The sequence below is a fragment of the Yersinia thracica genome (assembly GCF_902170565.1).
Classification (GTDB): domain Bacteria; phylum Pseudomonadota; class Gammaproteobacteria; order Enterobacterales; family Enterobacteriaceae; genus Yersinia; species Yersinia thracica.
In genome coordinates, this window is the sequence record NZ_CABHXX010000034.1 from 25,120 (window position 1) to 50,272 (window position 25,153).

Sequence of the window (25,153 nt, forward strand, 5' to 3'; positions counted from 1 at the left end):
GTATTTACCTACTGTTTACTTAGCTACTTATATAATCTGCCAACTTAATAAAATATGTAGGATTAATGGTGAAAACACTTTTGTTAACCGGTGCCACAGGTTTTCTGGGCGGGGCTGTGCTCGAAAAGCTTTTTTTAGAAAACTCAGATTTTAATTATTTATTATTGGTTCGTGCCAATACACCGGAACAGGGGCTTATTCGTATTCGAGAGAATATGGAGAAGTTTTACCTCCCTAATGGGCGATTGAATAAAATAAATGTTAGCCATATTTTATTAGGGGATTTAGCTGAACCTGACAGTTTTATTAATGACCCGCGTATCAATGAAGTGACGCATGTTATTAATTGTGCCGCCGTTGCATCATTTGGTAATAACCCATTAATCTGGAAAGTGAATGTCGACGGCACATTAGCCTTCGGCAAAAGAATGTCTCAGGTCGCCGGTTTACAAAGATTCATTCATGTGGGCACCGCCATGTCTTGTACTCCCGATGCCGATACTGTAGTGAGTGAGCAGATCCTATCCGCAGAAGATGACGCGCATTTAGTGGAATACACTAAATCTAAATCGGCCATTGAGCGCCTATTGGCGGAAGAATGTCCGGGGTTGCCATTGGTATTTGCCCGGCCATCAATTATTGTCGGGCATACTCGTTTGGGCTGCCAACCCTCTAGCAGCATCTTCTGGGTATTCCGCATGGCATTAATGCTGCGCAAGTTTATGTGCTCTTTGGATGACTCTATTGATGTTATTCCCGTCGATTATTGTGCTGACGCCTTAGTGTGTATTTTGCTGCATCCAAACTTACCGGAAAATATCTATCATATTTCTGCCGGAGAGCAAGACAGTGTCAGTTTTGCTGAGATTGATCAGGCCATGTCGTCAGCGGCTCGACAACAACCCATGGGGGCAGATTATCGCCAGGTAGAATACGGTGCTTTGGTGCAGATGCGTAAGCAACTGAAAGGTATTTTCGGCCCGTGTAATGAGCGATTAATGTTGAAAGCCATGCGCTTATATGGCTCTTTTGCCGTGCTGAATGTGCGTTTCAGTAATGAACGGTTGCTCGGTCTGGGGATGCCGAGGTCGCCCCGTTTCACCGATTATATTGCTTGCTGTGTAGAATCGAGTTTTGGCATGACTATCCAACAACAAATGGCCGTTGATTTTAAGTAAGCTTATTTCCCCGTTTGGCCCTATCTGACGGGGAATATTTATCTCCCTCCGATTTATTTCTGCTACTTTTGGTAACGGTTAATCCGATGCCAGAAGGTAATAACTCAGCTAGACTTAGTTTTTTGGTATCTTATTGGAAGTAGGTCTGTTGTGCGCCTGAATAAAAAAATATCGCCACTGGATAACCTGATTTACACCCATTACCGCATTACTCATGCTTTGCGTATTACACTGGCTTTTATCCTGACATTCCTAATTATCCGCTTATTGGCGGTCCCGGAAGGTACCTGGCCGCTGATCACCTTAGTGGTGGTGATGGGGCCAATATCCTATTGGGGTAATGTGTTGTCCAGAGCTATGCAGCGCATTGGCGGGACTGTTTTTGGCGCAATATCCGGTCTAATCGCCCTTTATCTTGAGTCATATTCTCTCACTCTGATGTTGGTTTGGTGTGGGGCTGTAATGTTCCTGTGTGGTTATCTGACTCTGGGCAAGCGCCCCTATATGGCCCTGCTGATTGGTATCACGCTGGCCGTGGTCTGTGGGTCAGCGCCGGGGGATATGAACACGGCACTGTGGCGCAGCGGCGATGTTATTTTTGGCTCATTATTGGCGTTAGTTTTTACCAGTGTCTATCCGCAACGCGCTTTTACCCACTGGCGTATGCAAATGAGTGATAACCTGCGCGCTATCAGCCAAATTTACTCCGCCTACTTATCGCCGAATGTTATTGATCGCCCGCGATTAGAGCCAAAATTAAAAGCTGCGCTCAATCAATCGGTTAAAATGCGTACTTTTATTGCGCCTGCCAGTAAAGAATCTCATATTAATAAAGATGTTTTTGAGGCTATCCAGACACTCAGCCGCAATCTGATTTGCACACTGGAATTATTGGTGGATGCTTATTGGTCATCGCGAGAAAGTCATTTTATTATGCTCAATGCCAAAGGGCTGCGCAGCGCCCAATTGATGACGGCCCGCACTCTTAATACGTTAAGTGACAGTTTGCGTGATGGTTCACCGGCTCGAGAGCGGGAAGTCGCGGGTGAGTTAAGCGAAATTTCAACCGAATTGAAATCATTGATGTTGGCCGTCACGCAAGAACAGCAAATAGAAACGCCAATTTACGGCTATGTTTGGCTGAGTCTAGAGTTAACCAAACAGCTTGAGGAATTGGACGATCTGATTAATATGACTTTGCGCCGGTGATCTATCCGGTTTTAAAGCAGATGATATTTCTGTCTGGCGGGTAAAGCAGGTAAGATAAGTCAATGAATCTTGTCACCAGGTACGGCAAAGCGGTATGGTGCAGGTAGCCTGGTCACCAGCAATTGAATTTGTGTAAAACTTAAGTGAAGGTATGAAAATGGATAATGCAACTAAGCCAACTTTCCAGGACGTTTTGGAGTTTGTGCGTATGTTCCGTCGCAAAAATAAATTACAGCGTGAAATCGTTGATAACGAAAAGAAAATTCGTGATAACCAAAAACGCGTTCTGTTGCTCGATAACCTGAGTGAATACATCAAGCCAGGGATGAGCATCGAAGAGGTTCAGGCCATTATCGCTAACATGCGTGGTGACTACGAAGATCGTGTTGATGATTACATCATCAAAAACGCCGATCTGTCTAAAGAACGCCGTGAATTATCGAAAAAACTGAAAGCGATGGGCGAAGTTAAGTAATATTCACCCAACATAGGGTCGCGTTTTCAAGCTGCTGACAAAAAGTTGATAAGCGGGGAAATGTGCCGAATAGGTCGTAGTCGCGTAAGCGACCGGAGTGCCCATCGGTGCAGTCGCCCCGTCAGTCTCGGTGCGACAAGATAGGTTTGTTATTAATAGAAAGGCTGGCATCAATCGCCAGCCTTTTCTTTTTTTATCAATGCATTAGTTTCTATCAATGTATTAACTTGACGGTTTATTCTGCCGCAAGAAACGAAATGCCGGAATGTTGATTCCTTTGACAAAGATAAACGCCAGCAGTAACGAACCCCACAATGCCATAGTGATATAGCTACTCACCCCCATGATATTCAACCCGCTTTCCAGCATTTGTAGCAAAAACAGCGCTAACACAATGCCGAAAATCTTACCAAACCCGCCATCAGGATTAACCCCGCCTAATACCGTCGCCAGAATAGTGATAAGTAACAGCGACTCGCCGTAGGAAGCTTTGGCGGAGTTGAGTTTGGACATCATCAACAACGCCGCGACAGTGCAGAGTAACGATGAAATGACATACACCCAAATGAGTGTGCGGCGGGTATTAATCCCGGAGAAAAAGGTGGCTTTTTCATTGGAGCCAGAAAGATATATCTGACGGCCCAACGGAGTTTTGGCCAGTATTAGCCAGATAATCAGAGCGACCGCGATGAACAAATAGAGCGGCACCGGCACCCCGAGAAAGTTATTGCGATCCAATGCCAGCACATAGTTGGGGAAGTTAGAAATCGCCGACCCTTTAGAGATAAGCACATTCACGCCCTTGAGCAAGGTCATGATGCCCAGTGTCGCCAGAATAGGGGAGACGCGGACCACGGAGATAAGCACCCCATTGATAAGCCCCACCACCAAAGCAACTGAGGCTCCGGCCAATAGCATCAGCATCATTGAGCTGAATGTTGGCTCAAGATGGGTACAAACCCACGCCATCACCAGCGCACTGGCATTGGCGGTAGCAATGATTGATAAGTTAATCCCCCCGGTCAGCATAGTGATTGCCATTGCCAGTGTTAATACCCCAGCGACGGGGATTTGTGAGGCAATGGACTGGAAGTTAGCCGCAGACCAAAATACTTGTGGGATCAGCACACTGAACACCACCGCCACCAACACCAGCAGTGCCACCAGCCAGCGCTCGGTATGATCCCCTTGAGTTGTTTTCGACATGGTTATATCCCTACCTTATGACGTTGGCCCCAGGCCGTCATACTGATGCTGATGACAATCACCAGACCGATAACCACGGTGTGCCAGTACGACGAAATACCCAGTAAATTCAAACCATTTTGCAATATCGCCAGCAAAATCACTCCCAGCAGGGTACCGGTTAAGGTGCCACGCCCGCCGATAATACTGGTGCCGCCCAGCACCACCGCCGCCAATACAGTGAGTTCATAGCCGAGCAGTGAATCTGGGGCCACCGTCAAAACGGTGTAAGACTGCACCACACCGGCAATGCCGGATAAAAAGCCCATATAGCCATAAACAAACAGTTGCAGCTTAAGGATGCTGAACCCCATGCGGGAGGCGGCTTCCTGATTGCCGCCTAATGCATAAATTTGCCGACCAATGCTGGTGCGAGTCATCAGCAAGGCTGTGACAATAATCGTCGTCAGCAAAGTCAAAATCGGCAGCGAAAGGCCATAGTCATAGCCATCGGCAGCGGTAAAGGCGAACAGCATCGGCCCATGTTCGAACCATTCTGGGTAGGTATACAGCCAAATTCCTCGGCTGAGATACAGCAGTAATCCGTAGAATATATTCAGCGTGGAAATGGTAATAATGATGGATGGCACACGCAGGCGATTAACTAACAGCGCATTAATCAGCCCCAGCAATAAGCCGATACCGCCCGCCAGTGCGAATGCCAACGGGAAGTTGCCACCGAACTTCACAATTAATGTCACCATGACATATTGCGAGATGATGGTCATCGCCGGAAATGAAATATCAATACCACCAGAAATCAATACGATAAATAAACCACAGGCCAAAATGGTCAACATGGCATAGTTATTTATCAAGTCATAAATATTGGCGAGTGTCAGAAAATCGGGACTGGCGAAAGCCAGATAAGTCGAAATAACCAATATAGTGAAAGCCAACATCACTTCATGGCGTTTCAGATGTTCTTTATTGAATAAACCTGTTTTACCGACATCTGATTTATTGAGTGCATGGGGGTTAGCCATTTACTACCTCCGCAATGGCTGCTTCGCTGCTGTTACTTGGCAAGAATTCCTGCACAAGTCGGCCGGCCCGCATCACTAAAATGCGGTGGCTGTTAAAGTAAGCTTCATCAATCTCATCACACACCATCAATACCGCAATGCCGCGGGCTGACAACGCATTGATAATATTATAAATACCGGCTTTGTTGGCGATGTCTACCCCGACTGTTGGGGAGTCGAGGATCAATATTTGTGGCTCAGTTGCCAGCCATTTGGCGATAGCAATGCGCTGCGCATTCCCGCCGGATAAGGTATTGACCGGCAAGTCACTGCTGCCAATTTTAATCGACAGGTGCTTTACCATGTCTTCGACCAAAGTATCGACCCGCTCAGTACGCATCAGATGGAAGGTATTTTTCAGCCGGTGTAAAACCGTGGCGCTGATATTGTCGCGGATTGATTGCGCCATAATCAGCCCGGTGCTCATGCGGTCTTCCGAAACATACCCCACACCGGCGGCAATGGCATCGCGGTTGCTACTGAAATACATTGGTTTATCATTGATACGAATGGTTCCCGACTCGGGAGTGGTTAAACCGAATAAACTGAGACACAGCTCAGTTCGCCCGGAACCCAACAGGCCGACCAGCGAGATAATTTCGCCCGGATGTAAAGTCAGTGAGACATTGTGATATTCGTTGCCACGGGAAAGCTCTTCCACCACCAACACCGGCGGGCGTGACGGGGTGTAAGCGGGTAATACCTGAAAATCAAACTTCATGCCGGTCATTAGCCAGGCCAGCCGTGGGTTATCAACTTCAGCGGCGGGGTAGGTTCCGACCCAATTACCATCTTTTAGCACCGTAATGCGGTCTGAAATTTCTAGCACTTCACTCAACCGGTGGCTAACAAATACCACGCAAATATTGCGTGATTTCAGTTCATGCACCACCCGCAGCAAGCCGTTAACTTCTTGCCGGGTCAGAGACGCGGTGGGTTCATCCATTACAATCAGACGTGCATCCTGCGCCAGCGCACGACAGATAGCGACTAACTGCTTCTGGGCGATGGGTAAATCCTCAACCAATTCATCCAGATTAAGATGAGCATCAATGCTATTGATGACGCGCTCGGCGGTTTCCCGCATCTGACGTTTATTCACCCACAGATTATGATGATAATGATTCATGGCAATGTTCTCAGCCACGGTCAGATTGGGGAATAATGATAAATCCTGATAAATAACCTGAATCCCCAGCCGGACAGACTCAATGGGGGTCAGAGTTGAATAGGTTTTGCCATCGATAGTCATCGCGGCATCGGCATCGGGTTGATAAACACCGGAGATAATCTTGATCAGTGTGGATTTGCCACAACCGTTTTGCCCTGCGAGGCAATGAACCTCACCCGGTAACAGGGTCATAGCCACTTTATTTAGCGCTTTAACGCCATAAAAGGTTTTACTGATGTTTTCCAGGGTAATAAATGGCTGCATAGATCCTCTGGACCCAATCGGGTGCGACTTAAATCATAAAAGAGCCTGATAAGACACAGCACTAATGGGGCTGTAACAATATCAAATGAAGGGGAAGCGTGCCGTGGGGGTCGTAGTCGCGTAAGCGGCCGAAGCGCCCCTAGGTGCGTTAAACCCTTCTGTCCTCTAACTTATCGGCTGGGTTTTCATTAATGACAGAGCCAAACAGGTGTTCGGCTCTGCGATAACTCAGTAAATCAATACAGTGAATCCACGTTATCTTTGGTCACGCGCAACACATTATGGAATTGAATCAGACGTTTATCCTGATTAACTTCCGCTTTACCCACCCCTGGAACATCCATGCCGGTTTCGATTTTCTCGCCTTTCAACACTTTATCGGCCACCGCAGTCATAGCATAACCGGCTGAACCTGGGTCATAAGTCACCCCCATCGCGATGTCACCACTTTTCACCAGTGATGCCGCCTGAGACGGGATCATCATGCCGAACACATGAACATTGTTTTTCGCGCGTTTTTCTTTCACTGCGCGCCCAGCACCAATCGGGCCTTGTGAACCGAACGCCACGATGCCTTTCAAATCACTGTGTGCTTTCATCAAGTCCAGTGTGGTGCGGCGTGAGTCATCAATGCTCTCGGCGACCGGCATACGGCTGGTCACTTCAAACATTTCCGGGTAATGCTCTTTTTGGTATTTAACAAATAAATCTGCCCACAGGTTATGTTGTGGCACGGTCAGGCTGCCAACATAAATCACATAACCGCCTTTGCCGCCCATCGCTTTTGCCATTTCTTCCACATTATCTGCGGCAAATTTGGCGTTATCGATGATTTCAATATCCCAGTTAGCACTTGGCTGCCCAGGTGATTCGTTGGTTAACACCACGATCCCGGCTTCACGCGCTTTCTTAAATACTGGCTCCAGCACATCGGCATCGTTCGGTACAATGCTGATGGCACTGACTTTTTTGGCGATTAAATCTTCAATGATTTTAACTTGTTGCGGGGCATCAGTGCTGGAGGGGCCGACTTGATAGGCTTTGATCCCAAGATCTTTACCGGCTTTTTCTACCCCTTCGCCCATCCGGTTGAACCATGGCATACCGGCGATTTTCGAGATATTGACGACTTCCACTTCTTGCGCCAATGCACTGCCCGAGCAGGCGATCATGCTGAACAGGCTGGCCGCTAATAACGTTTTTACACTCAGTTTTTTCATCTAAGGCTCCGGGAGTTCATGTAGGTTGAGGCTATCGTAGTTAGGTGTTGGCGTAAGCTTCTATATGACTTAAGTTATATTTATGTTTTTAAGAAAATGAAGATTTATGGGGAAGCAGATTTTACATCTGCATTACATTCCCGTAGATGGACTCTACTGCCTCGGTGGCTATTTTCCCCATATCTTTGAATGCTATTTACATGGATAAAATAGCTGCTTTCCTGGTTTGTGACTGAGGTCATGGTTCTGAGGGGGTGAGTCAAGAGAGTTGCATAGAAATGGTCGGCGTAAAGGGAATTGCAGCGCGTCTTGCATGGACATTCTGGTTTGATGAATGTAGTGATAATCACAGTGAGTTAGCGTTGAATGGCGGGCTATGAAGTCTTATCTCATGGTCACCTGATGATTGCTGGTGAAACTACCGAGGTATTCCTGCAACAAGATAAACTGCAAGCCGCTAGGCTGGTTCAGCCGTGGTTGGTCAAAATGCACACTGAGCTGGGTTTGCCGCGGTGTAAAACGGAAGAACAACTTTTTGCGCTGATGCGTCAGCGGGAAACGGAGGAAGTGTGATGAGTCGCTCGGTGATGAGTTTATCGATAATGGTGCAAGGCACTGCCTCTGACGTCGGTAAAAGTGTATTAGTGGCAGGGTTATGCCGCATTTTTATGCAAAATGGCTATCGCTGTGCGCCGTTTAAATCGCAGAATATGGCGCTCAATTCGGGCATTACACCGCAAGGTGAAGAGATGGGGCGGGCGCAGATTTTTCAGGCCGAAGCCGCTGGAATAGCGCCGGATGTCCGCATGAACCCGGTGTTGCTCAAACCCACCAGTGACCGCAAGGCACAAGTGGTTTTAATGGGCAAAGTGGCCTGCAATATGGATGCGGTGGAATACCATCAATACAAGCCGCAATTACAACAGCAAATCAGCGAGGTTTACCACAGTCTGGCGCGCGAATATGACGTCATGGTGTTGGAAGGGGCGGGTAGCCCGGCGGAAATTAATCTGCGCGACCGTGATATTGTCAATATGGGTATGGCTGAAATGGCCGATGCGCCAGTATTACTGATAGCCGATATTGATCGCGGCGGTGTTTTTGCGGCTATTTATGGCACGTTGGCCTTGCTGCATCCGCATGAAAAAGCGCGGGTCAAAGGGGTGATTATCAATAAGTTTCGCGGTGATATCGCGCTGCTGACTTCCGGCCTGGAACAGATTGAAGCCCTGACAAATGTCCCGGTGCTGGGGGTGATGCCGTGGTTGGATATTGATTTGGAAGATGAAGATGGTGTCGCGCTACAAAATGGTAAATATCAGGATACGGCAGAAAAGGCACTGGATATTGCGGTGATCCGCTTGCCACATATCGCCAACTTTACCGATTTTAATGCACTGGCAGCTCAGCCGGATGTGCGCCTGCGCTATGTTTCGCAGCCATCGGCGCTAGGACAGCCGGACTTGATTATCCTGCCCGGCAGCAAGAATACGCTGGGAGATTTGCAATGGTTACATCACAGCGGCTTGGCAGCGGCGTTACTGGCGCAACATCAGCAGAATGTGCCGGTGATAGGGATTTGCGGCGGTTATCAGATGCTCGGGAAACGCATTATTGATGGCGTGGAGTCGGGTCTTGAGCAGATGGATGGCTTGGGGTTATTGGATGTGGAAACTGAGTTCGCGCCAGAGAAAGTGACCACGCGAGTGAGCGGCTATTGCCAAACTGACCTGCCGGGAATACTAAAAAATTGTGGTGAACACCCACTTGAAGGCTATGAAATCCACATGGGTGTCTCCTTGTTGGGCAGCGACGCGACCCCTTTTGCGCGCTTAACCTTACGCAACGGGCAAGCCGAGCAGTGGGTGGATGGCGCGGTGAATTCTGAGGGCAGCGTATTGGGCAGTTATATCCACGGGCTGTTTGACAACCACCATTTTACCCGCGCGTTATTGGATAGCTTGCGCCAACGCAAAGGGCTGACCGCCTTCGATGGCGTGACAGTGAATTATGCTGAACATAAACAACAACAGTTTGATATTCTGGCATCAAGCATGCGGGAACATATTGACATAGATAGAATTATCGAACTAATGACCGCACATCAACAGGAGCGCGTGCAGTGATTTTAATTACCGGCGGAGCGCGTAGTGGCAAGAGTTCATTGGCCGAACGTTTGGCAGCGCAAGCTGCCGAGCGGGTATTTTACATTGCCACCTCGGTGGTGACGGATGCGGAAATGGCCGAGCGGGTTGCATTACATCGCGCCAGCCGCCCAGCACATTGGCGAACTTGGGAAGGTTATCAGAATTTGGGTGCGGTGCTGGAGCAGCAGGTCGAACCCGGCGAAGCCGTGATGTTGGAATGCATTACCACACTTATTACCAATTTGTTGTTTGAGCTGGCGGGCGATACGCCGCCGGAGCAGATGGATTTTGCGGCGCTTGAAGTGAATATTCAGCAGCAAATGACTGAGTTGCTGGCCGCTTGCTCCCGCAGCCGTGCGCCCATTTATTTGGTCACCAATGAATTGGGCATGGGGATCGTGCCGGAAAATCGCCTGGCGCGACATTTTCGCGACATCGCTGGCAGAGTCAATCAGCGCCTGGCCGCCGCCGCGGATGAGGTGTATTTAGTGGTGTCGGGCATCGAGGTAAAGATTAAATGAACCTGCGTTTATTTCTCGCAACATTGCAATTTATGACCCGCATTCCGGTGCCAGAGCGCTGGACTCAAGGGCTGGCGATGGATAACTATGAGCGCGGAATTATTGGTTTCCCCCTCATTGGCCTGATTGTTGGGATGCTCGGCGCGATAGTCTTTAGCTTGCTGTCACCTTGGTGTGGCGTACCGCTGGCGGCTTTGGGGTATGTGCTGGCGCTGGCGCTCATTACCGGTGCTTTTCACCTCGACGGGCTGGCTGACACCTGCGATGGGGTATTTTCTGCCCGCAAACGCGAACAAATGTTGGAGATTATGCGCGATAGCCGCCTTGGCACTAATGGCGGTTTGGCGTTGATATTTATCGTGGTGGCAAAAGTGCTGGTGGTCAGTGAACTGGCACTGCGCGATGCACCTATGTTAATGATGCTCACCGCCGCCTCGGTGGCCGGGCGCACGGTGATTGTGCTGCTGATGTACCGCCAGCGCTATGCGCGCGAAAGCAATGGATTGGGCAATATTTATATCGGTAAAGTGACGGGGAAACAAACGGCGGTCACATTGGTGGTTGGCACGATATTAACCCTGTTACTCGGCAAGGGCGCGGCGCTATTAGCGCTGGTGATCAGCATGATGGTGGTGCTGTTATTGGCCGCTTATCTGAACCGTCGTTTAGGTGGGCAAACCGGTGACACGCTGGGCGCGGCGGTTGAAGTGGGCGAGTTAGTATTTTTACTGGCGCTGCTATGACATTGCCGATTTCCGATAACTCTTGATGAGCCATTCTATGCGACTTTTTCTGGTGCGCCATGGGCAAACTGAAGCTAATTTACGCGGTGTTTTTTGCGGGCTGACCGATGTGCCGTTAACCCCATTGGGGGTAGAGCAGGCCGGTAATGTCGCTGATTGGTTGGCGGAGGTGGAATTTGCTCACGCTGTTAGCAGCCAATTGCTGCGCGCCCGCCATACCGCCGATATCGTGCTGGCGGGGCATTCACTGAACGTAATTATCGATGGCCAATTAAATGAAATGAATTTCGGTGAATGGGAAATGCGGCATCACCATGATTTACAACGTGAAGATCCTGATGCGTGGGCGGCATGGGTGGCTGATTGGCAACAGGCCAGCCCCACCGAAGGGGAGTCTTTTTCACAATTTTCAGCCCGAATAGAAAGTGTGGTTCAGTCACTACTTTCAACCAAAAATAACGAAAATAATCAGTTAGTGGTGGCCCATCAAGGGGTATTAAGCTTGATGCTGGCACGCTTATTGGCGATGCCAGCGGCCGCCATGTGGCATTTTCATTTTGAACAAGGGGCATACAGCGTGTTGGAAATCCATGATGGATTTGTCACTCTGCGTGCGTTCAACAGCCGGGCTGTTTGGCAGCCCGCAACACGAGGTTAAAGGCATGCAAACACTTTCATCCATTCTGCGCACGATTGGGCCGTTGGATAGTAGGGCGATGAGTCGAGCAAAAGCGCGGCTAGATAGCCTGCTCAAGCCCTGCGGCAGCTTAGGCCGTTTGGAACAGTTGGCTATCCAATTGGCAGGAATGCGCGGTTTATACGGCCATCAAGTCGATCGCAAGCAAATCATTGTCATGGCGGCCGACCACGGCGTTTTCGCTGAGGGGGTGGCTATCTCACCGCGGGCCGTGACGATGATTCAGGCACTGAATATGGTGAAAGGCGTGACCGGTGTTTGCGTGTTGGCGACTAACGCGGGTGCGGAAGTGAAGATAGTGGATGTGGGAATCGACAGCGATACACTTCCCGGCGTGATAGATATGAAAGTCGCGCGTGGCAGTGGCAATATTGCACGTGAGGCGGCCATGACTCGCCAGCAGGCCGAAGAGTTACTGGTTGCCAGCGCCACATTAGCATTGCAGCAGGCGGCGGATGGCGTGAAAGTGTTTGGCGTCGGTGAGTTGGGTATCGCGAATACCACCCCGGCGGCGGCGATGGTGAGTGTGTTTACTGACAGCGACCCTCAATCAGTGGTAGGCATCGGCGCGAACTTCCCCGGCGAGCAATTACATCACAAAATCGCCGTAGTGCGGCGCGCGATTGAAACCAATCAACCGGATGGCAGTGATGGCATTGATGTGTTGGCAAAAGTCGGTGGTTTTGATTTGGTGGGGATGACCGGCGTCATGCTAGGCGCGGCGGCGGCGGGCTTGCCGGTGGTGTTGGATGGTTTTCTCTCTTACGCTTCCGCATTGGCAGCTTGCCGTATCGAACCCAAAGTGCGTGATTACCTGATTCCGTCTCATTTGTCGGCCGAAAAAGGCGCAGTTATTGCACTAAATCATTTGCAATTGGAACCTTATTTGCAAATGGACATGCGATTAGGTGAGGGTAGCGGCGCGGCGCTTGCTATGCATTTAGTGGATGCGGCCTGTGCGATGTATAACAATATGGGGTCATTGGCGGAGAGTAATATAGAGCTGCCCGCATCCCCTTCGACCTTGAAATTACAGGGGTGTTAGCTGCGTTCACTTACCCGAATCACTGACTTGAGTAAGCTCATCGGGGTTTATTCTCTTGCCGCTTACCTGAAATTCCAATGGCTTTGAATCGTTTAGGAGGTTTTTTAGTCATTGGATGATCAGATAATGTTATTATCAAAAACATAATGCAGGTTAAGCAGTAAAATAATTGGATATAATGCATGCAGAAGCTTCTTTTTTCCGGCCGTATCAATTTGAAAATGATTCGCTATTTTTTAGCCGTTTCAGAAGAATTACACTTCGGAAAAGCCGCTGAACGCCTACATATCTCTCAGCCACCACTCAGCTTACAAATTAAAGAGCTAGAAGATGCCCTAGGGTTCCCGTTATTTATACGGGATAGCCGCAATGTCGTATTAACCCTTGCTGGCGAAATGATGCAGGCTGAAATGAAAGAAGTTTTCGAGAATATTGAAAATTCATTAAGCCGTGTCTCTTATATTGCCCGCCATGAACAAAGCCACCTTAATATCGGTATCATTGGTTCAGCACTTTGGCATCAGCTATTAGAGAAGTTTAAGAGTTTTAATACACTTAATCCAAGTACCACCTGGTCTTTGCATGAATTCCCTCCGAGCAAGCAGTATGAAGCATTATTAAATAAGAAACTTGATATCGGATTCTGGCGCTGTGCTGATTTAGAACAGAATCCTGCGCTAGTTTATCAGCGGGTCGAAAAGCAACGCGTAGCCGTGGCGGTATCTCATGAGAGTGAACTGGCTGAGAGTGAAATACTCTCTCTAAAAGACTTATCGGGTCAGAACTTAATCTTTCTCACCTTTACTCACTCCGGTTACTCAAAAAATATATATAATAGCTGCCTTAGCGCTGGCTGTAAGCCGCGGACTATTTACCAATTTGATGAGCCACAAACCCAATTGGCTTTTGTAAACAGCAATCTGGGTATCGCCTTAGTTCCTGAAAGCATGCAGGAAATCCCTTGGCCAAATATTAAATTTATCCCACTGAAAGAAAATCTCTCTGCCGATCTGTTCGCTGTTTATCATCCTGGCACGATGACTCAGGCATTAGAGCGGCTGCTTGAATTATTTTAACGGTGGGCTGAGTTAATATCACTTAGCCTTGACCAAAATAGTCATCGCGATAATGACTAAAACGGTTCCAGCGGCGATCTCCTGCCAATTTATTATTTGTCCTAATATCGCATTTGTCGCAATAACCGACAGCGGAATCAGGTACACATAACCGGAGACTTTGGCTGGCGACAGCACAATACAGGCTTTTTGAAATAAAAAGAAACTTAATGCGGTAGCAAAAGTGGCAAGGTAAAAAACACCACTCCAGGTTATTACGCTGATATTGCGCCATTCAATCTTAGGAAGTTGATCGGCCACGATCGCCGTCAATAATAACGTGGCACACATTAAACTCCAGCCAGTTAAAACCAGTGCGGGTTCACCACGATGTAACTTTTTCACTACGATAGGATTCAGTGCCATGCCCAGGCAACCAAATAGAAATAGATAATCAGATGGCATTAATGACAATTGCAATAACTGGGACAAATCGCCTTTAAAAATGATGAGTAATGCCCCCAAAATACCCATTAATAAAGCTGTAAATACTGACCATGTGGATCTCGCCTTCAGTAACACCATGCTCATTATCATGCTCATTAAAGGCACCGTGGTGTATAACGCACTTGAATTTAATGCACTGGTGGTCTGAAGTGAAAATATCATACAAGCAAAATAGAGCAGCGGTGGCAGGCTAATAAGAGTATAGCGGCCAAAGTCGCGATAGTTAGGTCGCTGCAGTAAACCCTGGCTTACCAACAAGACAATAAAAAGCAGGCTGGCAATGGCATATCTCAGCCAGGTGATAACCATGGGCGGTAATGCATTACTGATGGTTGCGCTGGCAATAAAGGAACCGCCAAGTAGTGCGGTAAATCCCAGCATTTGTAAATGTGCTTTAAGTATTCTGGTTGTCATGTCCATCCCTATTACCATCTTGTGATCGACGATAATTACGTGGAAACACACACTGAACCATTACCTTTTAAGTATCGATAAGCCGGATTTTAGTATTGGTTGCGTCATAACCCACTACGCTAGATTACCTATATCTCTACAATATTTATTATTTAACACGCTTATTTGATAGACATTAAATTAAAATAATTAAGGGTTATTATTATGACAACAGTAAATTCAAATATTGATGCTGATTTCAGTGAATTACCATTTCGAGCTGTCGATGTTATTCAGAAATTAAAACCCGGGTTTAAGCCCAAAATCGCATTTATTTTAGGCTCAGGGCTAGGTGATTTAGTCGCCCAAATTAGCAATGAAACCACCATTAGCTACGCTGATATTCCCGGTTTCCCAGTAAGCTCAGTTCACGGCCATGCCGGTGAATTAGTTTTAGGCACCCTGTTTGGTGTTCCTGTGATGTGCATGAAAGGCCGTGGCCATTTTTACGAAGGTAAAGGCATGAGTATCATGACCAATCCGGTGCGGACATTTAAACTCATGGGTTGCGAATTCCTCTTCTGTACTAATGCTGCCGGTTCATTACGGCCAGAAGTATTACCAGGTTCAGTGGTGATGCTGAAAGATCATATTAATACCATGCCGGGCACGCCGCTGGTTGGGCCTAATGACGATCGTTTTGGTCCACGTTTCTTTAGTCTGGCGAATGCCTATGATAAAGATTTGCGCGCCGATATGGCTAATATCGCCCAACAACTTGATATTCCTCTGACCGAGGGGGTATTTGTCTCTTATCCTGGCCCTTGTTTTGAAACGCCAGCTGAAATTCGCATGATGCAAATTATTGGCGGTGACGTAGTGGGCATGTCTGTGGTGCCAGAGGTTTTGTCTGCCGCACACTGTGGTTTGAAAGTGATTGCATTGACCGCGATTACTAACTTGGCTGAAGGCCTTTCTGATGTGGTTCTGTCTCATGAACAAACCTTAAAATGTGCAAAATTAGCATCAGTTAACTTCACCAAACTGATTGAAGCTTTCTTGAAAAGCAAAGCACAAAGCTAATCGACAAAATCTAACTCTTTCGTATTTGGTGTTGTCGCCTATAACCGCGTAACTCCAAGTACGAAAGGATATCTCTGAAGAGGGAAGTCCCCTACAAACTCAATAAGCAAAAATAACTCCCTCGACACGTTAGTATCACGGAGAATAAAAATGATAATAAAAAAACGGCTTAAAGTTATGTTCTTTTTGCAGTTTTTCATCTGGGGAGCCTGGTTAGTGACACTGGGCGCTTACATGATGAATACGCTGAATTTTACCGGTGCACAAGTCGGTTTGGTCTATGGGGCCAAGGGAATTGCCTGTATTTTAATGCCGAGTATTATTGGTATCATTGCTGACCGTTGGATAAAAGCCAATATTCTCTATGCTTGTTGCCATCTATTGGGGGCAATTGCACTGCTGATCGCGGCAAATATCACAGACCCTAATTTTATGTTCTTTGTTATGCTGTTCAATGCGATGGTTTATATGCCGACGATTGCATTAGCTAATACTATTTCTTATATTTGTTTAGAAAAGGCGGGGTTGGATACAATTAAGGATTTCCCGCCAGTGCGCGTTTTTGGCACCATTGGTTTTATTTTTGCCATGTGGGCGATCAGTTTGTCCGGGTTTGAATTAAGTAATATTCAGCTTTATATTGCTTCAGGTGCTGCATTGATATTAGCAATGTACGCTCTTTCGTTACCCAGCTGTCCAACCTCTAATATTAAAAAAGACCGCACGTGGGTTAATATTTTAGGGCTTGATGCTTTCGTATTATTTAAACAGAAGAAGATGGCCATTTTCTTCCTGTTTGCCATGTTGTTGGGTGCCTCATTACAAATTAGCCATACTTTCAGTAGTCCATTCCTGCATGATTTTGCAAAAAATCCGATTTATCACGACAGTCTGGTGGTTCAATATCCGTCAATTTTATTATCGATGGCACAAATCGCCGAAGTATTTTTCATTCTCACCATTCCGTTCTTCTTATCTCGCTTTGGTATTAAGCGCGTGATGATGATCAGTATGATTGCCTGGACTCTACGTTTCACCTTGTTTGCCTATGGTGACCCGTCTGCCACTGGCATCATTTTATTACTGTTATCCATGGTGGTATATGGTTGTGCCTTTGACTTCTTTAATATTTCTGGTGCAATTTATGTCGAGAAAGAAGTCGATCGTAATATCAGAGGCAGTGCACAAGGTTTATTTATGACGATGGTCAATGGCGTCGGGGCTTATGTCGGCGCGATAGCCAGTGGACACGTGGTTGATTACTTTACCGCCAATGGTGTAAAGGATTGGAATAGTATTTGGTTATCTTTTGCCGCGTATACTGTTGTTCTGGTGATTATTTTTGTTTTTGCTTTCCAATATAAGCATGACCCGGTTGAATTTAAGGATCGGAAGTTATCACATTGATTATATTGCTTATTGTGATTTGAAGTGGCGTTCTAAAGCGCAACGCTACCGCAAAAAAACCGGATCACTTAAAACTGATCCGGTTGGTATTTAAAAAGAAGAGTTACTTATTCTTATCCTGAATCCCGCGCGCACCCAAATTATTATTATCCACCTGCGGCAAGCCGACCTCGGCTGAAGAAGATAACAATCCTGTGGTGGCGTAGCTAAAGAGTTTCTTACGGGTATCAGTGATATCCAGATTGCGCATAGTTAACTGACCGATACGGTCATCTGGTGAGAATACAGAATCGCCTTTTTCCATGGTCAAGCGCTCTGGCTGATAAGTGAGATTTTCAGACACAGTATTCAAGATGGAATAGTCATTACCACGACGCAGTTCCAGTGTCACTTCACCGGTGATTTCGCTGGCAACCCAACGCTGCGCCGAGTCACGCAGCATCAGCGCTTGTGGATCAAACCAACGGCCTTGATACAGCAAACGGCCCAGAATACGGCCATTAGCATGGTATTGCTCAATGGTATCTTCGTTATGAATACCGGTTAGCAGGCGCTCATAAGCAATGTGCAGCAACGCCATTCCTGGGGCTTCGTAAATACCACGGCTTTTAGCTTCGATAATACGGTTTTCAATCTGGTCGCTCATCCCCAAACCATGACGCCCACCAATACGATTGGCTTCCATCATCAGTTCTACACTGTCTTCAAACACCACACCATTTAACGCAACCGGATATCCGCGCTCAAAACGGACAGAGACTTCTTCCGCTTTCACCACGACATTTTCGTCCCAGAATTTTACGCCCATAATCGGGTTAACGATTTTGACGCTAGAGTTCAGGAATTCCAGATCTTTGGCTTCGTGAGTGGCACCCAACATATTGGAGTCAGTGGAATAGGCTTTCTCGGTCGACATTTTGTAGTCGAAACCGGATTGAATCATAAATTCAGACATCTCATGGCGGCCACCTAATTCATCGATAAAATCGGTATCCAGCCAAGGTTTATAAATTTTTAGTTCAGCATTAGTCAACAGGCCGTAACGATAGAAACGCTCTATATCGTTACCTTTATAAGTGCTGCCATCACCCCAGATATTCACGCCATCTTCTTTCATGGCGGCAACCAGCATGGTGCCTGTTACAGCACGGCCCAGTGGGGTGGTGTTAAAGTAAGTCACACCCGCGGTGGTATTGTGGAAAGCGCCACATTGAATAGCGGCAATCCCTTCAGCAACCAGTTGTTTACGGCAATCAATCAGGCGAGCTTTCTCTGCACCGTACTCCATGGCTTTACGTGGAATAGCTTCGTAATCTTCTTCATCAGGCTGACCCAGATTGGCAGTATAGGCATAAGGAATGGCCCCTTTTTTCTGCATCCATAATAGGGCCGCACTGGTATCCAAACCACCAGAAAAAGCAATACCAACACGCTGATTAATAGGAAGGTGTTTGAGAATAGTTGTCATCAATTAAATCCTGTATAAATTAGGTCTGTCTGGCAAAGGTTTCAATGCCTACATTGATATCGCAAAACTAGGGGTAGAGTCAAAGGGATTTTGCATATTTATGTGTGTTTTATTGCATAACTATTTCATTTGTGATTTTGTGAAATGATGTTTCATTTAAATTAATTTACTGTTCTGTTATAATGTGTGTATCGACTTTTAGCGAGTATATACCCTAAATAATTCGAGTATATTAAGTTGAAAATCTTTTGCGAAAATGCATGGTATAAAAAGCGGAAATCCTATCGAGTGCTGTTTTGGCGAGAGATAACGCCGCTGGCGATCCCGCTGTTTATTGAAGGTCTGTGTGTGTTGCTGATGGGGGTGTTTAGCACTCTGTTAGTCAGTTGGTTGGGTAAAGAAGCCATGGCCGCAGTCGGGTTAGCCGACAGCTTCAATATGCTCATCGCCGCTTTTTTTGCCTCTGTGGCGCTCGGTACGTCGGTGGTGGTGTCATTCAGTTTGGGGCAACGTAAGCGCAAACAGGCACAAACCGCAGCGCGCGAATCTATCTCTCTGCTGGTCTTAATCTCGCTATTATTGGTGCTGTTGGTACATTTTGCCGGAGACGCCATTATCAATCTAATGGCCAGCCAGGCTGATCCTGAAGTCAAAACGATGGCGTTGACCTATCTGCATCTGACGGTATGGAATTACCCGGCAATGGCGATAACTTTGGTGGGATGCGGTGCATTGCGCGGTGCCGGTAATACCCGGTTGCCGATGTTTATCAATATCGCCATGAATATTCTCAATATTGCTATCAGTAGCGTGCTGATTTATGGCGTGGGGCGTTGGCCGGGGCTGGGCTTTGTTGGGGCGGGTATCGGCATCACGCTTTCCCGTTACTTAGGCGCTTTGGTAGTGGTGTTAGTGCTGATTTTCGGGGCGAATAATACTCTGCGAATCCCCTTTAAAGCCTATTTTATGCCCTTTACCTCGGCCATTATGTTTGAGGTTTTAAGTATTGGTATTCCTGCCAGTGTTGAGTCGGTGATGTTTAACATTGGAAAACTAATTACACAGCGTTTTGTCGCCGGAATGGGCACCGAAGTGATAGCGGGTAACTTTATCGCGTTTTCCATCGTCGGGATGATCAACTTACCGGGCAATGCACTGGGATATACCTCGACGATTATTATCGGCACTCGCTTGGGGAAAGGGCAGATTTTGCAGCCTATCCGTCAACTCAAACATATCTTTTGGTTATCGACTCTTGGGGTGTGTTTTATTGCTCTGCTGTCGATCCCCAGTGCCGGATTTCTGGCGGCGTTGTATACCCATGAACCGGGGGTTATCGCGGTCGTTAAGCACCTCATTTGGATTAATGCGCTATTTATGCCGATTTGGGCGGCGGCTTGGGTATTGCCCTCCGGGCTGAAAGGTGCGAAAGATGCCAGTTACACCATGTGGGTGGCGCTCGCCGGAATGTGGGGATGCCGCATTATTGCCGGTTATATTCTAGGTGTGACATTAGGGTTTGGTGTTACCGGCGTCTGGATGGGGATGTTCCTTGATTGGATAGTGCGCGGTGTGTTGTTTTATCGCCGCATGTCCACTGGCCGCTGGTTATGGCGCTATCGGCCAGCAGCTTGAGAGCAGGAACTAACCTGACGCTGGCTGATATCATCCGGTATTGGGGCCTCTATTTCGATACAAACCATTATCAGCACCTACATTTCCCTTCGCACTAAAATTCAAGATATCAATAATTTGAACCTCATCACGAAAACAATAAAACAAAATAAAACAACAAAATACCAATTTGTGGTTTTAAATATCCAATTATCTTAATTTTAAAGAATATTAATTTAACTTTATGAATATATGCTTTTATTCGTGGAATTAATCGCTATTCAAGTAACGGGGCTAATCAGTGATTTTATGTTGTTTAATGTTGCTTTGATCTGCTGTTTCTGTGATTGTGAATTGCAGTTAAAAACATAATAACACTTTCTAACATTTCTTATCTTTTGAGGCCCGACATGAAAAATGTAGCAATACTCGGAAGCAGCGGGGGAAATCTGTTCAATCTCGGTGGTGCATACCCCGAAAGACTTCTACAAGAAATCTATACTCAACTTCACTCTGCGGGGTTAGGTGTCAGTGCGGTGCAATTTATTGCAGCGGAAGAATCAATGGATGTGGCAAAACCGACCACCGCCGCCGCTGTGTATTCAATCACCGCAGAGGAGAGCGATAAACCCCGGATTAGCTTTCAGGGGAAATTGTCAGAGGTAAATGACGCGGTAAAATCCTCGGATGCAGCTATTGCGGCCCAAATCCGAGCCGGTGATATCGACGGCATCATCATTATGAGTGCTGACCCTGATCGCAGTAATAAAGAAGCTATTCTGGCGGCGATAGAAAAGAAAACCCCCATTGTGGGCACTGGCGGCACCTCAATGGCGATTATCACTTCCAAAGGCGCTAATGTGATTGCCACCTCCGGCACCACTGGCACCAATAGCCGGACCCGGGCTATCTCTTTTACTGCCTCTTTGTGCAAACACTGGCAGATAAAATATACCCCAGTATTGGGCAGCGCCGATGCCAATATGCCGGGTAGCGACAAGAGTCTGTTAAAAAGAATCAATATTCGCAGCATTATGATCCCGGCTTTACCCGGTTTTATCGCCATGGCCATTGTGTTGGCGCTCAGCCATATCCCTGGGCTGCAATCACTGAATGCTATCTTTGAATTGTTGCTCAAAGGGTTGCCGGTGATTGTCGCGGTTATTGCGGCCAAACAGGTTTCCGAGCTAGATGAAGTGTCGATTGTGGCCGGTGTGGTTGCCGGTGTGCTGTCAGTTGAAGGCGGGTTAATTGGCGGTATTTTGGGCGGGATCGGCGCGGGTATTATGGTGCGCTATCTGTTCGGATTGTGTCTGAAATGGTCATTCCCAATGACCACTATCAACATCGTGGCGGGCGGTTTGTCCGGTTTATTCTCCGGTTTGGTGATGTATTACCTGCTCAGTCCACTGGCTTTAGCCGCAGGTGACTATATTAAATTGGCCATTGAAGCCACTCTGGCTTTCAGCCCAATTTTAGCGGGATTACTGGCAGGTTTGGTTATTTGGCCGGCGATTCTGGGTGGGGTTTATCACGCCGTAATATTGCCACTGGTCTTGCTGGAAATGGAAAAATCCGGTGTCAGTTTCCTTGGGGCCGTGGATATGGTCGGGCTGGTGATGGTGGCGGCCGGTATTAATCTGGCAAACGTCATTGCACCACGAGAAAAAAGTGAAGCTGCCGTTGCCGCGCCAGGATTATTAATTAACATGGGCTTCGGGACGTTCGTCGAATCAGCTTATCCGTTTATGTTCTCTAATAAAGTCGTCTTCGCTGGCGCGATATTCTCAGCCGGTGTCGGCGGAATGTTACTGGGATTATTAAATATTAAAGGTGTGGCTTATGTCCCTGCTTTCGCCTCACCATTCTTATCCAATAACGCGTTTTATATGGCGATAGTTATGGCGGTAACACTGGTGTTGACCTGTGTTATCACTCTGTTAGCCAACAAATTTGTAGCAATTAAAAAGGCAGTACCCGAATCACCAACACCAGGGATTTCGGCTAAAAGTTAACAATTAAAAAAGCAGTTTTATATAAATCAAGTAGAGGTAAATATGTTCAACGCTGATATGAGTAAGAAACGTTCCGTCGCTATGGATAAAGTACACAACGCAATTGCGTTACATGGCGGTCAAACTATTCTGAGTACTGGAATAACCGGAGATGATGCTCGCTTAGCGAAAGCAGTATGCGATTCAGGTGTTAAATTATTAGAACCGAATCACCCGGCATTAGCATTGGCGCGTGGCCATAATGGTGTGACGAATATGCATGCCGCCGAGCGTATCCGCCATGAAATAACTATCGGGCAAATGGCGGAAGCGGTGCAGGGGGTGCGCAATGTGGTGGCGGACGATATTTTCATTACTGTCGGGATTGCCGGAGGCTTTACTGAAACAGTGCCCACCCCAGTGACTGAGCAGGATATTTTATTGATAGCTCAATCTGGCGCTGATGGTTTACATACCCATAAATCCAGTTTTGAAGATTTAAAAGAATTGGTCGATTTAGCCCATAAATATGGCCTGACAGTGGATGCTTATATTGGTCACCCGAGTGATTTGCACACCTTCGGTATTGCGGCTGAAACCCCGGCGGATGTTGCCGAAGTGGCGAAAAAGATGGAAGAGTTAGGTGTTGATATGATTGGTTTAATGACCGGCATGAGCTATGAAGGTGTTGGCGCTGGCGATATTCCTGATGTTATCAAACAGCGCCTGTTGGCATTGGTCGGCGCGGTTTCTGTCCCGACGTTAGCCGAGGGCGGTATTAACTTGGAAAATGCCAAAGCATTTAAAGATACCGGCGTTAATATTCTGGTGGTGGGCACCGCGATTGATAATGTGGTCTGCAATGCGGCCAAAGATGTAGTAACGCAATTTATTACTCACTGATTGTAGGATATTAGCCAGGCGGGAGAATGTATTAGCAATAATGTATTCTCCCTTTTTTATTGGAGTGAAAGTATGTATAAATTACTGGCCCTTGATCTTGATGGCACTTTACTCAATCAGGAAAACCAAATATCAGCTGAGAATATCAGTGCGATAAAGCATGTTATTCATCATCAGGGCACGGTGGTTTTATGTTCAGCCCGGCCGGTTAAGGCTATCGCAGCTGTTATCCGTCATACTGAATTAGAGCCTCTGATTCGCTACTTTATTTCGTTTAATGGCGCATGGATATATGATACTGTTGAGAAGAAAGATATTCGTTTTACACCGTTGAGCTGCGGGGAGGTAAAAAATGCGATAATCATGCTGGCAAAAAATGAATTTCCACATCATTTTTTCACCCGCGATGATATTATATCCAGCTCACCGAATGTCAGTGATTACACGCGTTATGAATCTCAACTTTTTGCTATGGAACGGGTGTTTGTTGAACCTAAGAATATGACTCAACGAGATGATATTGTTAAAGTCTCTATTGTCGGCTCGGCCGATTTTATTAATGATGTTGCCGATAAAATAGATGAAGAGTTTCATCACCAATACTCACTCAGTAAAACCAGTCAGCATTATTACGAAATAATGAAACAGGGCATCACTAAGGGTGAAGCATTGCATTATTTATCTCAGCATTTAAATATTGGCTCACAATTTGTGGTCAGTATTGGCGATCAGGAGAATGATATCAGTATGTTTCAGTTTTCTGCCGTCGGTGTGGCAATGGGCAATGCCAGTGATTTTGTTAAATCTTGTGCGGATAGAGTCAGTCAGGATAATAACCAACACGGGGTTGCTTTTGCCATTAATCAACTCTGGCCACTGTGACTGAATCGCCTTTTTTTTCATGAAATTATTGCGTAGAATGACACCAAATGTATTGCACAGCTTCGGGCCTTTATTCTTATGAATCAGATCAAACGTAAACAGTTTATTTTGGAAAAGCTGGATAGCCTGGGTGAGGTTTCTGTTATTGGTTTGTCCGAAGAACTGGGTGTGACGTCTGAAACGATCCGCAGAGATCTTTCCTATTTGGAAAAGAGTGGCGAAGTCACTAAAGTCCACGGCGGTGCGATAAAGGTTCAGAATATACAAGAGGGCAGTTTTGCCCAAAGAATGGATTTAAATCGCCAGGAAAAAATGTTAATTGGTCAATATGCCGCTTCACTGGTGACTGAAAATGATAGCTTATTTATTGATTCCTGCACCACCACGCTTATTTTTGCTTCATTCTTACCATTAGTCAAATTCACTGTTTTTACCAATTCATCCTTAATTGCCGATCAAATAAAAAGTAAAAATAATATGGCTATCGTGCATGTCTTGGGCGGCGAATATAATCATACTTATAAAGCGAATTTAGGTATTCAGACAATTGAACAAATGAATGATATTCACACTGATTTCACCTTTGTTGGGGTGGGCGGAATAGACAGTGACTTTGGTGTGATGGTGAAAAATTTGGATGAAGGGCGCATAGCTAAGAAAATGCTGGCAATGGGCCGACAGAAAGTGATTTTATGTGATAGCAGCAAGTTTGGTCAAAGTGGGTTAATGAAAATAAGTGATATCAACGATATTGATATTATTGTCACAGACAAAAAGAAAAATATGCATAAGCAAGCAATTGAAGCACTTTATTCAGATAAAATTATCTATGCCAATTAATGTTATTTAAAACACCCACCGAATAGTGAGTATTTCAGACTGCTGACAAACCTTGACGACGCGATCT

At 46.6% G+C, this 25,153-nt stretch carries 22 protein-coding genes and 1 pseudogene; 17 read left to right on the forward strand and 6 right to left on the reverse strand.

The features are described 5' to 3' along the window. The first annotated feature begins 68 nt into the window (after window positions 1-68). The 3 genes from FTA91_RS05200 to tmaR all read left to right on the forward strand — a co-directional run bounded on the left by FTA91_RS05200 (window position 69) and on the right by tmaR (window position 2,862). Window positions 69-1,178: an SDR family oxidoreductase gene (locus FTA91_RS05200; RefSeq protein WP_145583013.1), complete on the forward strand. Its 1,110-nt coding sequence runs from the start codon at window positions 69-71 to the stop codon at window positions 1,176-1,178. Between the two features lie 150 nt (window positions 1,179-1,328). Next, complete coding sequence (locus FTA91_RS05205; protein ID WP_050114292.1) at window positions 1,329-2,387, forward strand: FUSC family protein; 1,059 nt, start codon at window positions 1,329-1,331, stop codon at window positions 2,385-2,387. Between the two features lie 157 nt (window positions 2,388-2,544). Continuing rightward, window positions 2,545-2,862 carry a PTS system regulator TmaR gene (tmaR, locus tag FTA91_RS05210; RefSeq protein WP_032819099.1) on the forward strand — a complete coding sequence of 106 codons (318 nt, stop codon included), beginning with the start codon at window positions 2,545-2,547 and terminating at the stop codon, window positions 2,860-2,862. Between the two features lie 222 nt (window positions 2,863-3,084). Here the strand turns inward: tmaR and FTA91_RS05215 are convergent, their stop codons facing one another. The 4 genes from FTA91_RS05215 to FTA91_RS05230 form a co-directional block, all read right to left on the reverse strand. Continuing rightward, entirely contained in the window at window positions 3,085-4,068 is a 984-nt protein-coding gene (locus tag FTA91_RS05215) for an ABC transporter permease (protein ID WP_050114291.1), read from the reverse strand. A gap of 2 nt (window positions 4,069-4,070) precedes the next feature. Beyond that, entirely contained in the window at window positions 4,071-5,009 is a 939-nt protein-coding gene (locus FTA91_RS05220; RefSeq protein ID WP_050114375.1) for an ABC transporter permease, read from the reverse strand. Between the two features lie 76 nt (window positions 5,010-5,085). Next, complete coding sequence (locus FTA91_RS05225; RefSeq protein ID WP_174634798.1) at window positions 5,086-6,567, reverse strand: sugar ABC transporter ATP-binding protein; 1,482 nt, start codon at window positions 6,565-6,567, stop codon at window positions 5,086-5,088. Between the two features lie 236 nt (window positions 6,568-6,803). Next, window positions 6,804-7,739, reverse strand: coding sequence for an autoinducer 2 ABC transporter substrate-binding protein (locus FTA91_RS05230; protein WP_227507659.1), 936 nt, complete (start codon window positions 7,737-7,739; stop codon window positions 6,804-6,806). Window positions 7,740-8,168: 429 nt separating this feature from the next. Here FTA91_RS05230 and FTA91_RS05240 point away from each other — a divergent pair. The 7 genes and pseudogenes from FTA91_RS05240 to FTA91_RS05270 all read left to right on the forward strand — a co-directional run. Next, window positions 8,169-8,360: pseudogene (locus tag FTA91_RS05240) on the forward strand (energy-coupling factor ABC transporter ATP-binding protein); the annotation flags it as partial. A gap of 14 nt (window positions 8,361-8,374) precedes the next feature. Beyond that, window positions 8,375-9,913 (forward strand): cobyric acid synthase, encoded by a 1,539-nt coding sequence (locus FTA91_RS05245; RefSeq protein WP_050114374.1) that lies wholly within the window; start codon window positions 8,375-8,377, stop codon window positions 9,911-9,913. Next, on the forward strand, window positions 9,910-10,455 hold the full coding sequence (gene cobU, locus FTA91_RS05250; RefSeq protein WP_050114287.1) for a bifunctional adenosylcobinamide kinase/adenosylcobinamide-phosphate guanylyltransferase: 546 nt from the start codon (window positions 9,910-9,912) through the stop codon (window positions 10,453-10,455). Before FTA91_RS05245 ends, cobU begins: the two co-directional genes overlap by 4 nt. Next, window positions 10,452-11,198: an adenosylcobinamide-GDP ribazoletransferase gene (cobS, locus tag FTA91_RS05255; RefSeq protein WP_050114286.1), complete on the forward strand. Its 747-nt coding sequence runs from the start codon at window positions 10,452-10,454 to the stop codon at window positions 11,196-11,198. The genes cobU and cobS overlap by 4 nt, the downstream gene beginning before the upstream one ends. 37 nt (window positions 11,199-11,235) lie before the next feature. Then, a complete protein-coding gene (locus FTA91_RS05260) occupies window positions 11,236-11,856 on the forward strand; it encodes an adenosylcobalamin/alpha-ribazole phosphatase (RefSeq protein ID WP_145583015.1) in 621 nt (206 codons plus the stop codon). 4 nt (window positions 11,857-11,860) lie between these two features. Beyond that, a complete protein-coding gene (cobT, locus tag FTA91_RS05265) occupies window positions 11,861-12,940 on the forward strand; it encodes a nicotinate-nucleotide--dimethylbenzimidazole phosphoribosyltransferase (protein WP_050114284.1) in 1,080 nt (359 codons plus the stop codon). A gap of 182 nt (window positions 12,941-13,122) precedes the next feature. After that, window positions 13,123-14,016: a LysR family transcriptional regulator gene (locus FTA91_RS05270; RefSeq protein ID WP_050114283.1), complete on the forward strand. Its 894-nt coding sequence runs from the start codon at window positions 13,123-13,125 to the stop codon at window positions 14,014-14,016. A gap of 18 nt (window positions 14,017-14,034) precedes the next feature. On the opposite strand, the gene FTA91_RS05275 is transcribed toward FTA91_RS05270, so the two are convergent. Then, a complete protein-coding gene (locus FTA91_RS05275; RefSeq protein WP_050114372.1) occupies window positions 14,035-14,883 on the reverse strand; it encodes a DMT family transporter in 849 nt (282 codons plus the stop codon). Between the two features lie 237 nt (window positions 14,884-15,120). On the opposite strand from FTA91_RS05275, the gene xapA reads away from it, so the two are divergent. Next, window positions 15,121-15,978, forward strand: coding sequence for a xanthosine phosphorylase (gene xapA / locus FTA91_RS05280; protein WP_050114282.1), 858 nt, complete (start codon window positions 15,121-15,123; stop codon window positions 15,976-15,978). 150 nt (window positions 15,979-16,128) lie between these two features. Beyond that, complete coding sequence (locus FTA91_RS05285) at window positions 16,129-17,385, forward strand: nucleoside permease (RefSeq protein WP_145535488.1); 1,257 nt, start codon at window positions 16,129-16,131, stop codon at window positions 17,383-17,385. Window positions 17,386-17,488: 103 nt separating this feature from the next. Here the strand turns inward: FTA91_RS05285 and argG are convergent, their stop codons facing one another. Beyond that, on the reverse strand, window positions 17,489-18,853 hold the full coding sequence (gene argG, locus FTA91_RS05290; protein WP_050114279.1) for an argininosuccinate synthase: 1,365 nt from the start codon (window positions 18,851-18,853) through the stop codon (window positions 17,489-17,491). Between the two features lie 237 nt (window positions 18,854-19,090). On the opposite strand from argG, the gene FTA91_RS05295 reads away from it, so the two are divergent. From FTA91_RS05295 to FTA91_RS05315, 5 genes are all read left to right on the forward strand, one after another. Next, window positions 19,091-20,488 (forward strand): EmmdR/YeeO family multidrug/toxin efflux MATE transporter, encoded by a 1,398-nt coding sequence (locus tag FTA91_RS05295; protein WP_050114277.1) that lies wholly within the window; start codon window positions 19,091-19,093, stop codon window positions 20,486-20,488. A gap of 389 nt (window positions 20,489-20,877) precedes the next feature. After that, a complete protein-coding gene (locus FTA91_RS05300; RefSeq protein ID WP_145535485.1) occupies window positions 20,878-22,482 on the forward strand; it encodes a PTS sugar transporter in 1,605 nt (534 codons plus the stop codon). A 42-nt stretch (window positions 22,483-22,524) separates the two neighbouring features. After that, complete coding sequence (locus tag FTA91_RS05305) at window positions 22,525-23,364, forward strand: beta/alpha barrel domain-containing protein (RefSeq protein WP_145535482.1); 840 nt, start codon at window positions 22,525-22,527, stop codon at window positions 23,362-23,364. Window positions 23,365-23,436: 72 nt separating this feature from the next. Next, window positions 23,437-24,246 carry a Cof-type HAD-IIB family hydrolase gene (locus FTA91_RS05310; protein ID WP_145535479.1) on the forward strand — a complete coding sequence of 270 codons (810 nt, stop codon included), beginning with the start codon at window positions 23,437-23,439 and terminating at the stop codon, window positions 24,244-24,246. 78 nt (window positions 24,247-24,324) lie between these two features. After that, window positions 24,325-25,086: a DeoR/GlpR family DNA-binding transcription regulator gene (locus FTA91_RS05315; protein ID WP_145535477.1), complete on the forward strand. Its 762-nt coding sequence runs from the start codon at window positions 24,325-24,327 to the stop codon at window positions 25,084-25,086. Window positions 25,087-25,153: the final 67 nt, after the last annotated feature.

What these genes read in the sequence shown, in the direction of transcription:
- FTA91_RS05270 (WP_050114283.1), top strand. Translation starts at nt 13,123, where the DNA reads ATGCAGAAGCTTCTTTTTTCCGGCCGTATCAATTTGAAAATGATTCGC.
- FTA91_RS05285 (WP_145535488.1), top strand. Translation starts at nt 16,129, where the DNA reads ATGATAATAAAAAAACGGCTTAAAGTTATGTTCTTTTTGCAGTTTTTC.
- FTA91_RS05245 (WP_050114374.1), top strand. Translation starts at nt 8,375, where the DNA reads ATGAGTTTATCGATAATGGTGCAAGGCACTGCCTCTGACGTCGGTAAA.
- cobT (WP_050114284.1), top strand. Translation starts at nt 11,861, where the DNA reads ATGCAAACACTTTCATCCATTCTGCGCACGATTGGGCCGTTGGATAGT.
- xapA (WP_050114282.1), top strand. Translation starts at nt 15,121, where the DNA reads ATGACAACAGTAAATTCAAATATTGATGCTGATTTCAGTGAATTACCA.
- FTA91_RS05260 (WP_145583015.1), top strand. Translation starts at nt 11,236, where the DNA reads ATGCGACTTTTTCTGGTGCGCCATGGGCAAACTGAAGCTAATTTACGC.
- FTA91_RS05300 (WP_145535485.1), top strand. Translation starts at nt 20,878, where the DNA reads ATGAAAAATGTAGCAATACTCGGAAGCAGCGGGGGAAATCTGTTCAAT.
- FTA91_RS05315 (WP_145535477.1), top strand. Translation starts at nt 24,325, where the DNA reads ATGAATCAGATCAAACGTAAACAGTTTATTTTGGAAAAGCTGGATAGC.
- FTA91_RS05275 (WP_050114372.1), bottom strand. Translation starts at nt 14,883, where the DNA reads ATGCTGGGATTTACCGCACTACTTGGCGGTTCCTTTATTGCCAGCGCA.
- FTA91_RS05230 (WP_227507659.1), bottom strand. Translation starts at nt 7,739, where the DNA reads ATGATCGCCTGCTCGGGCAGTGCATTGGCGCAAGAAGTGGAAGTCGTC.
- cobS (WP_050114286.1), top strand. Translation starts at nt 10,452, where the DNA reads ATGAACCTGCGTTTATTTCTCGCAACATTGCAATTTATGACCCGCATT.
- tmaR (WP_032819099.1), top strand. Translation starts at nt 2,545, where the DNA reads ATGGATAATGCAACTAAGCCAACTTTCCAGGACGTTTTGGAGTTTGTG.
- FTA91_RS05225 (WP_174634798.1), bottom strand. Translation starts at nt 6,567, where the DNA reads ATGCAGCCATTTATTACCCTGGAAAACATCAGTAAAACCTTTTATGGC.
- FTA91_RS05305 (WP_145535482.1), top strand. Translation starts at nt 22,525, where the DNA reads ATGTTCAACGCTGATATGAGTAAGAAACGTTCCGTCGCTATGGATAAA.
- FTA91_RS05310 (WP_145535479.1), top strand. Translation starts at nt 23,437, where the DNA reads ATGTATAAATTACTGGCCCTTGATCTTGATGGCACTTTACTCAATCAG.
- argG (WP_050114279.1), bottom strand. Translation starts at nt 18,853, where the DNA reads ATGACAACTATTCTCAAACACCTTCCTATTAATCAGCGTGTTGGTATT.
- FTA91_RS05215 (WP_050114291.1), bottom strand. Translation starts at nt 4,068, where the DNA reads ATGTCGAAAACAACTCAAGGGGATCATACCGAGCGCTGGCTGGTGGCA.
- FTA91_RS05220 (WP_050114375.1), bottom strand. Translation starts at nt 5,009, where the DNA reads ATGTTGGCTTTCACTATATTGGTTATTTCGACTTATCTGGCTTTCGCC.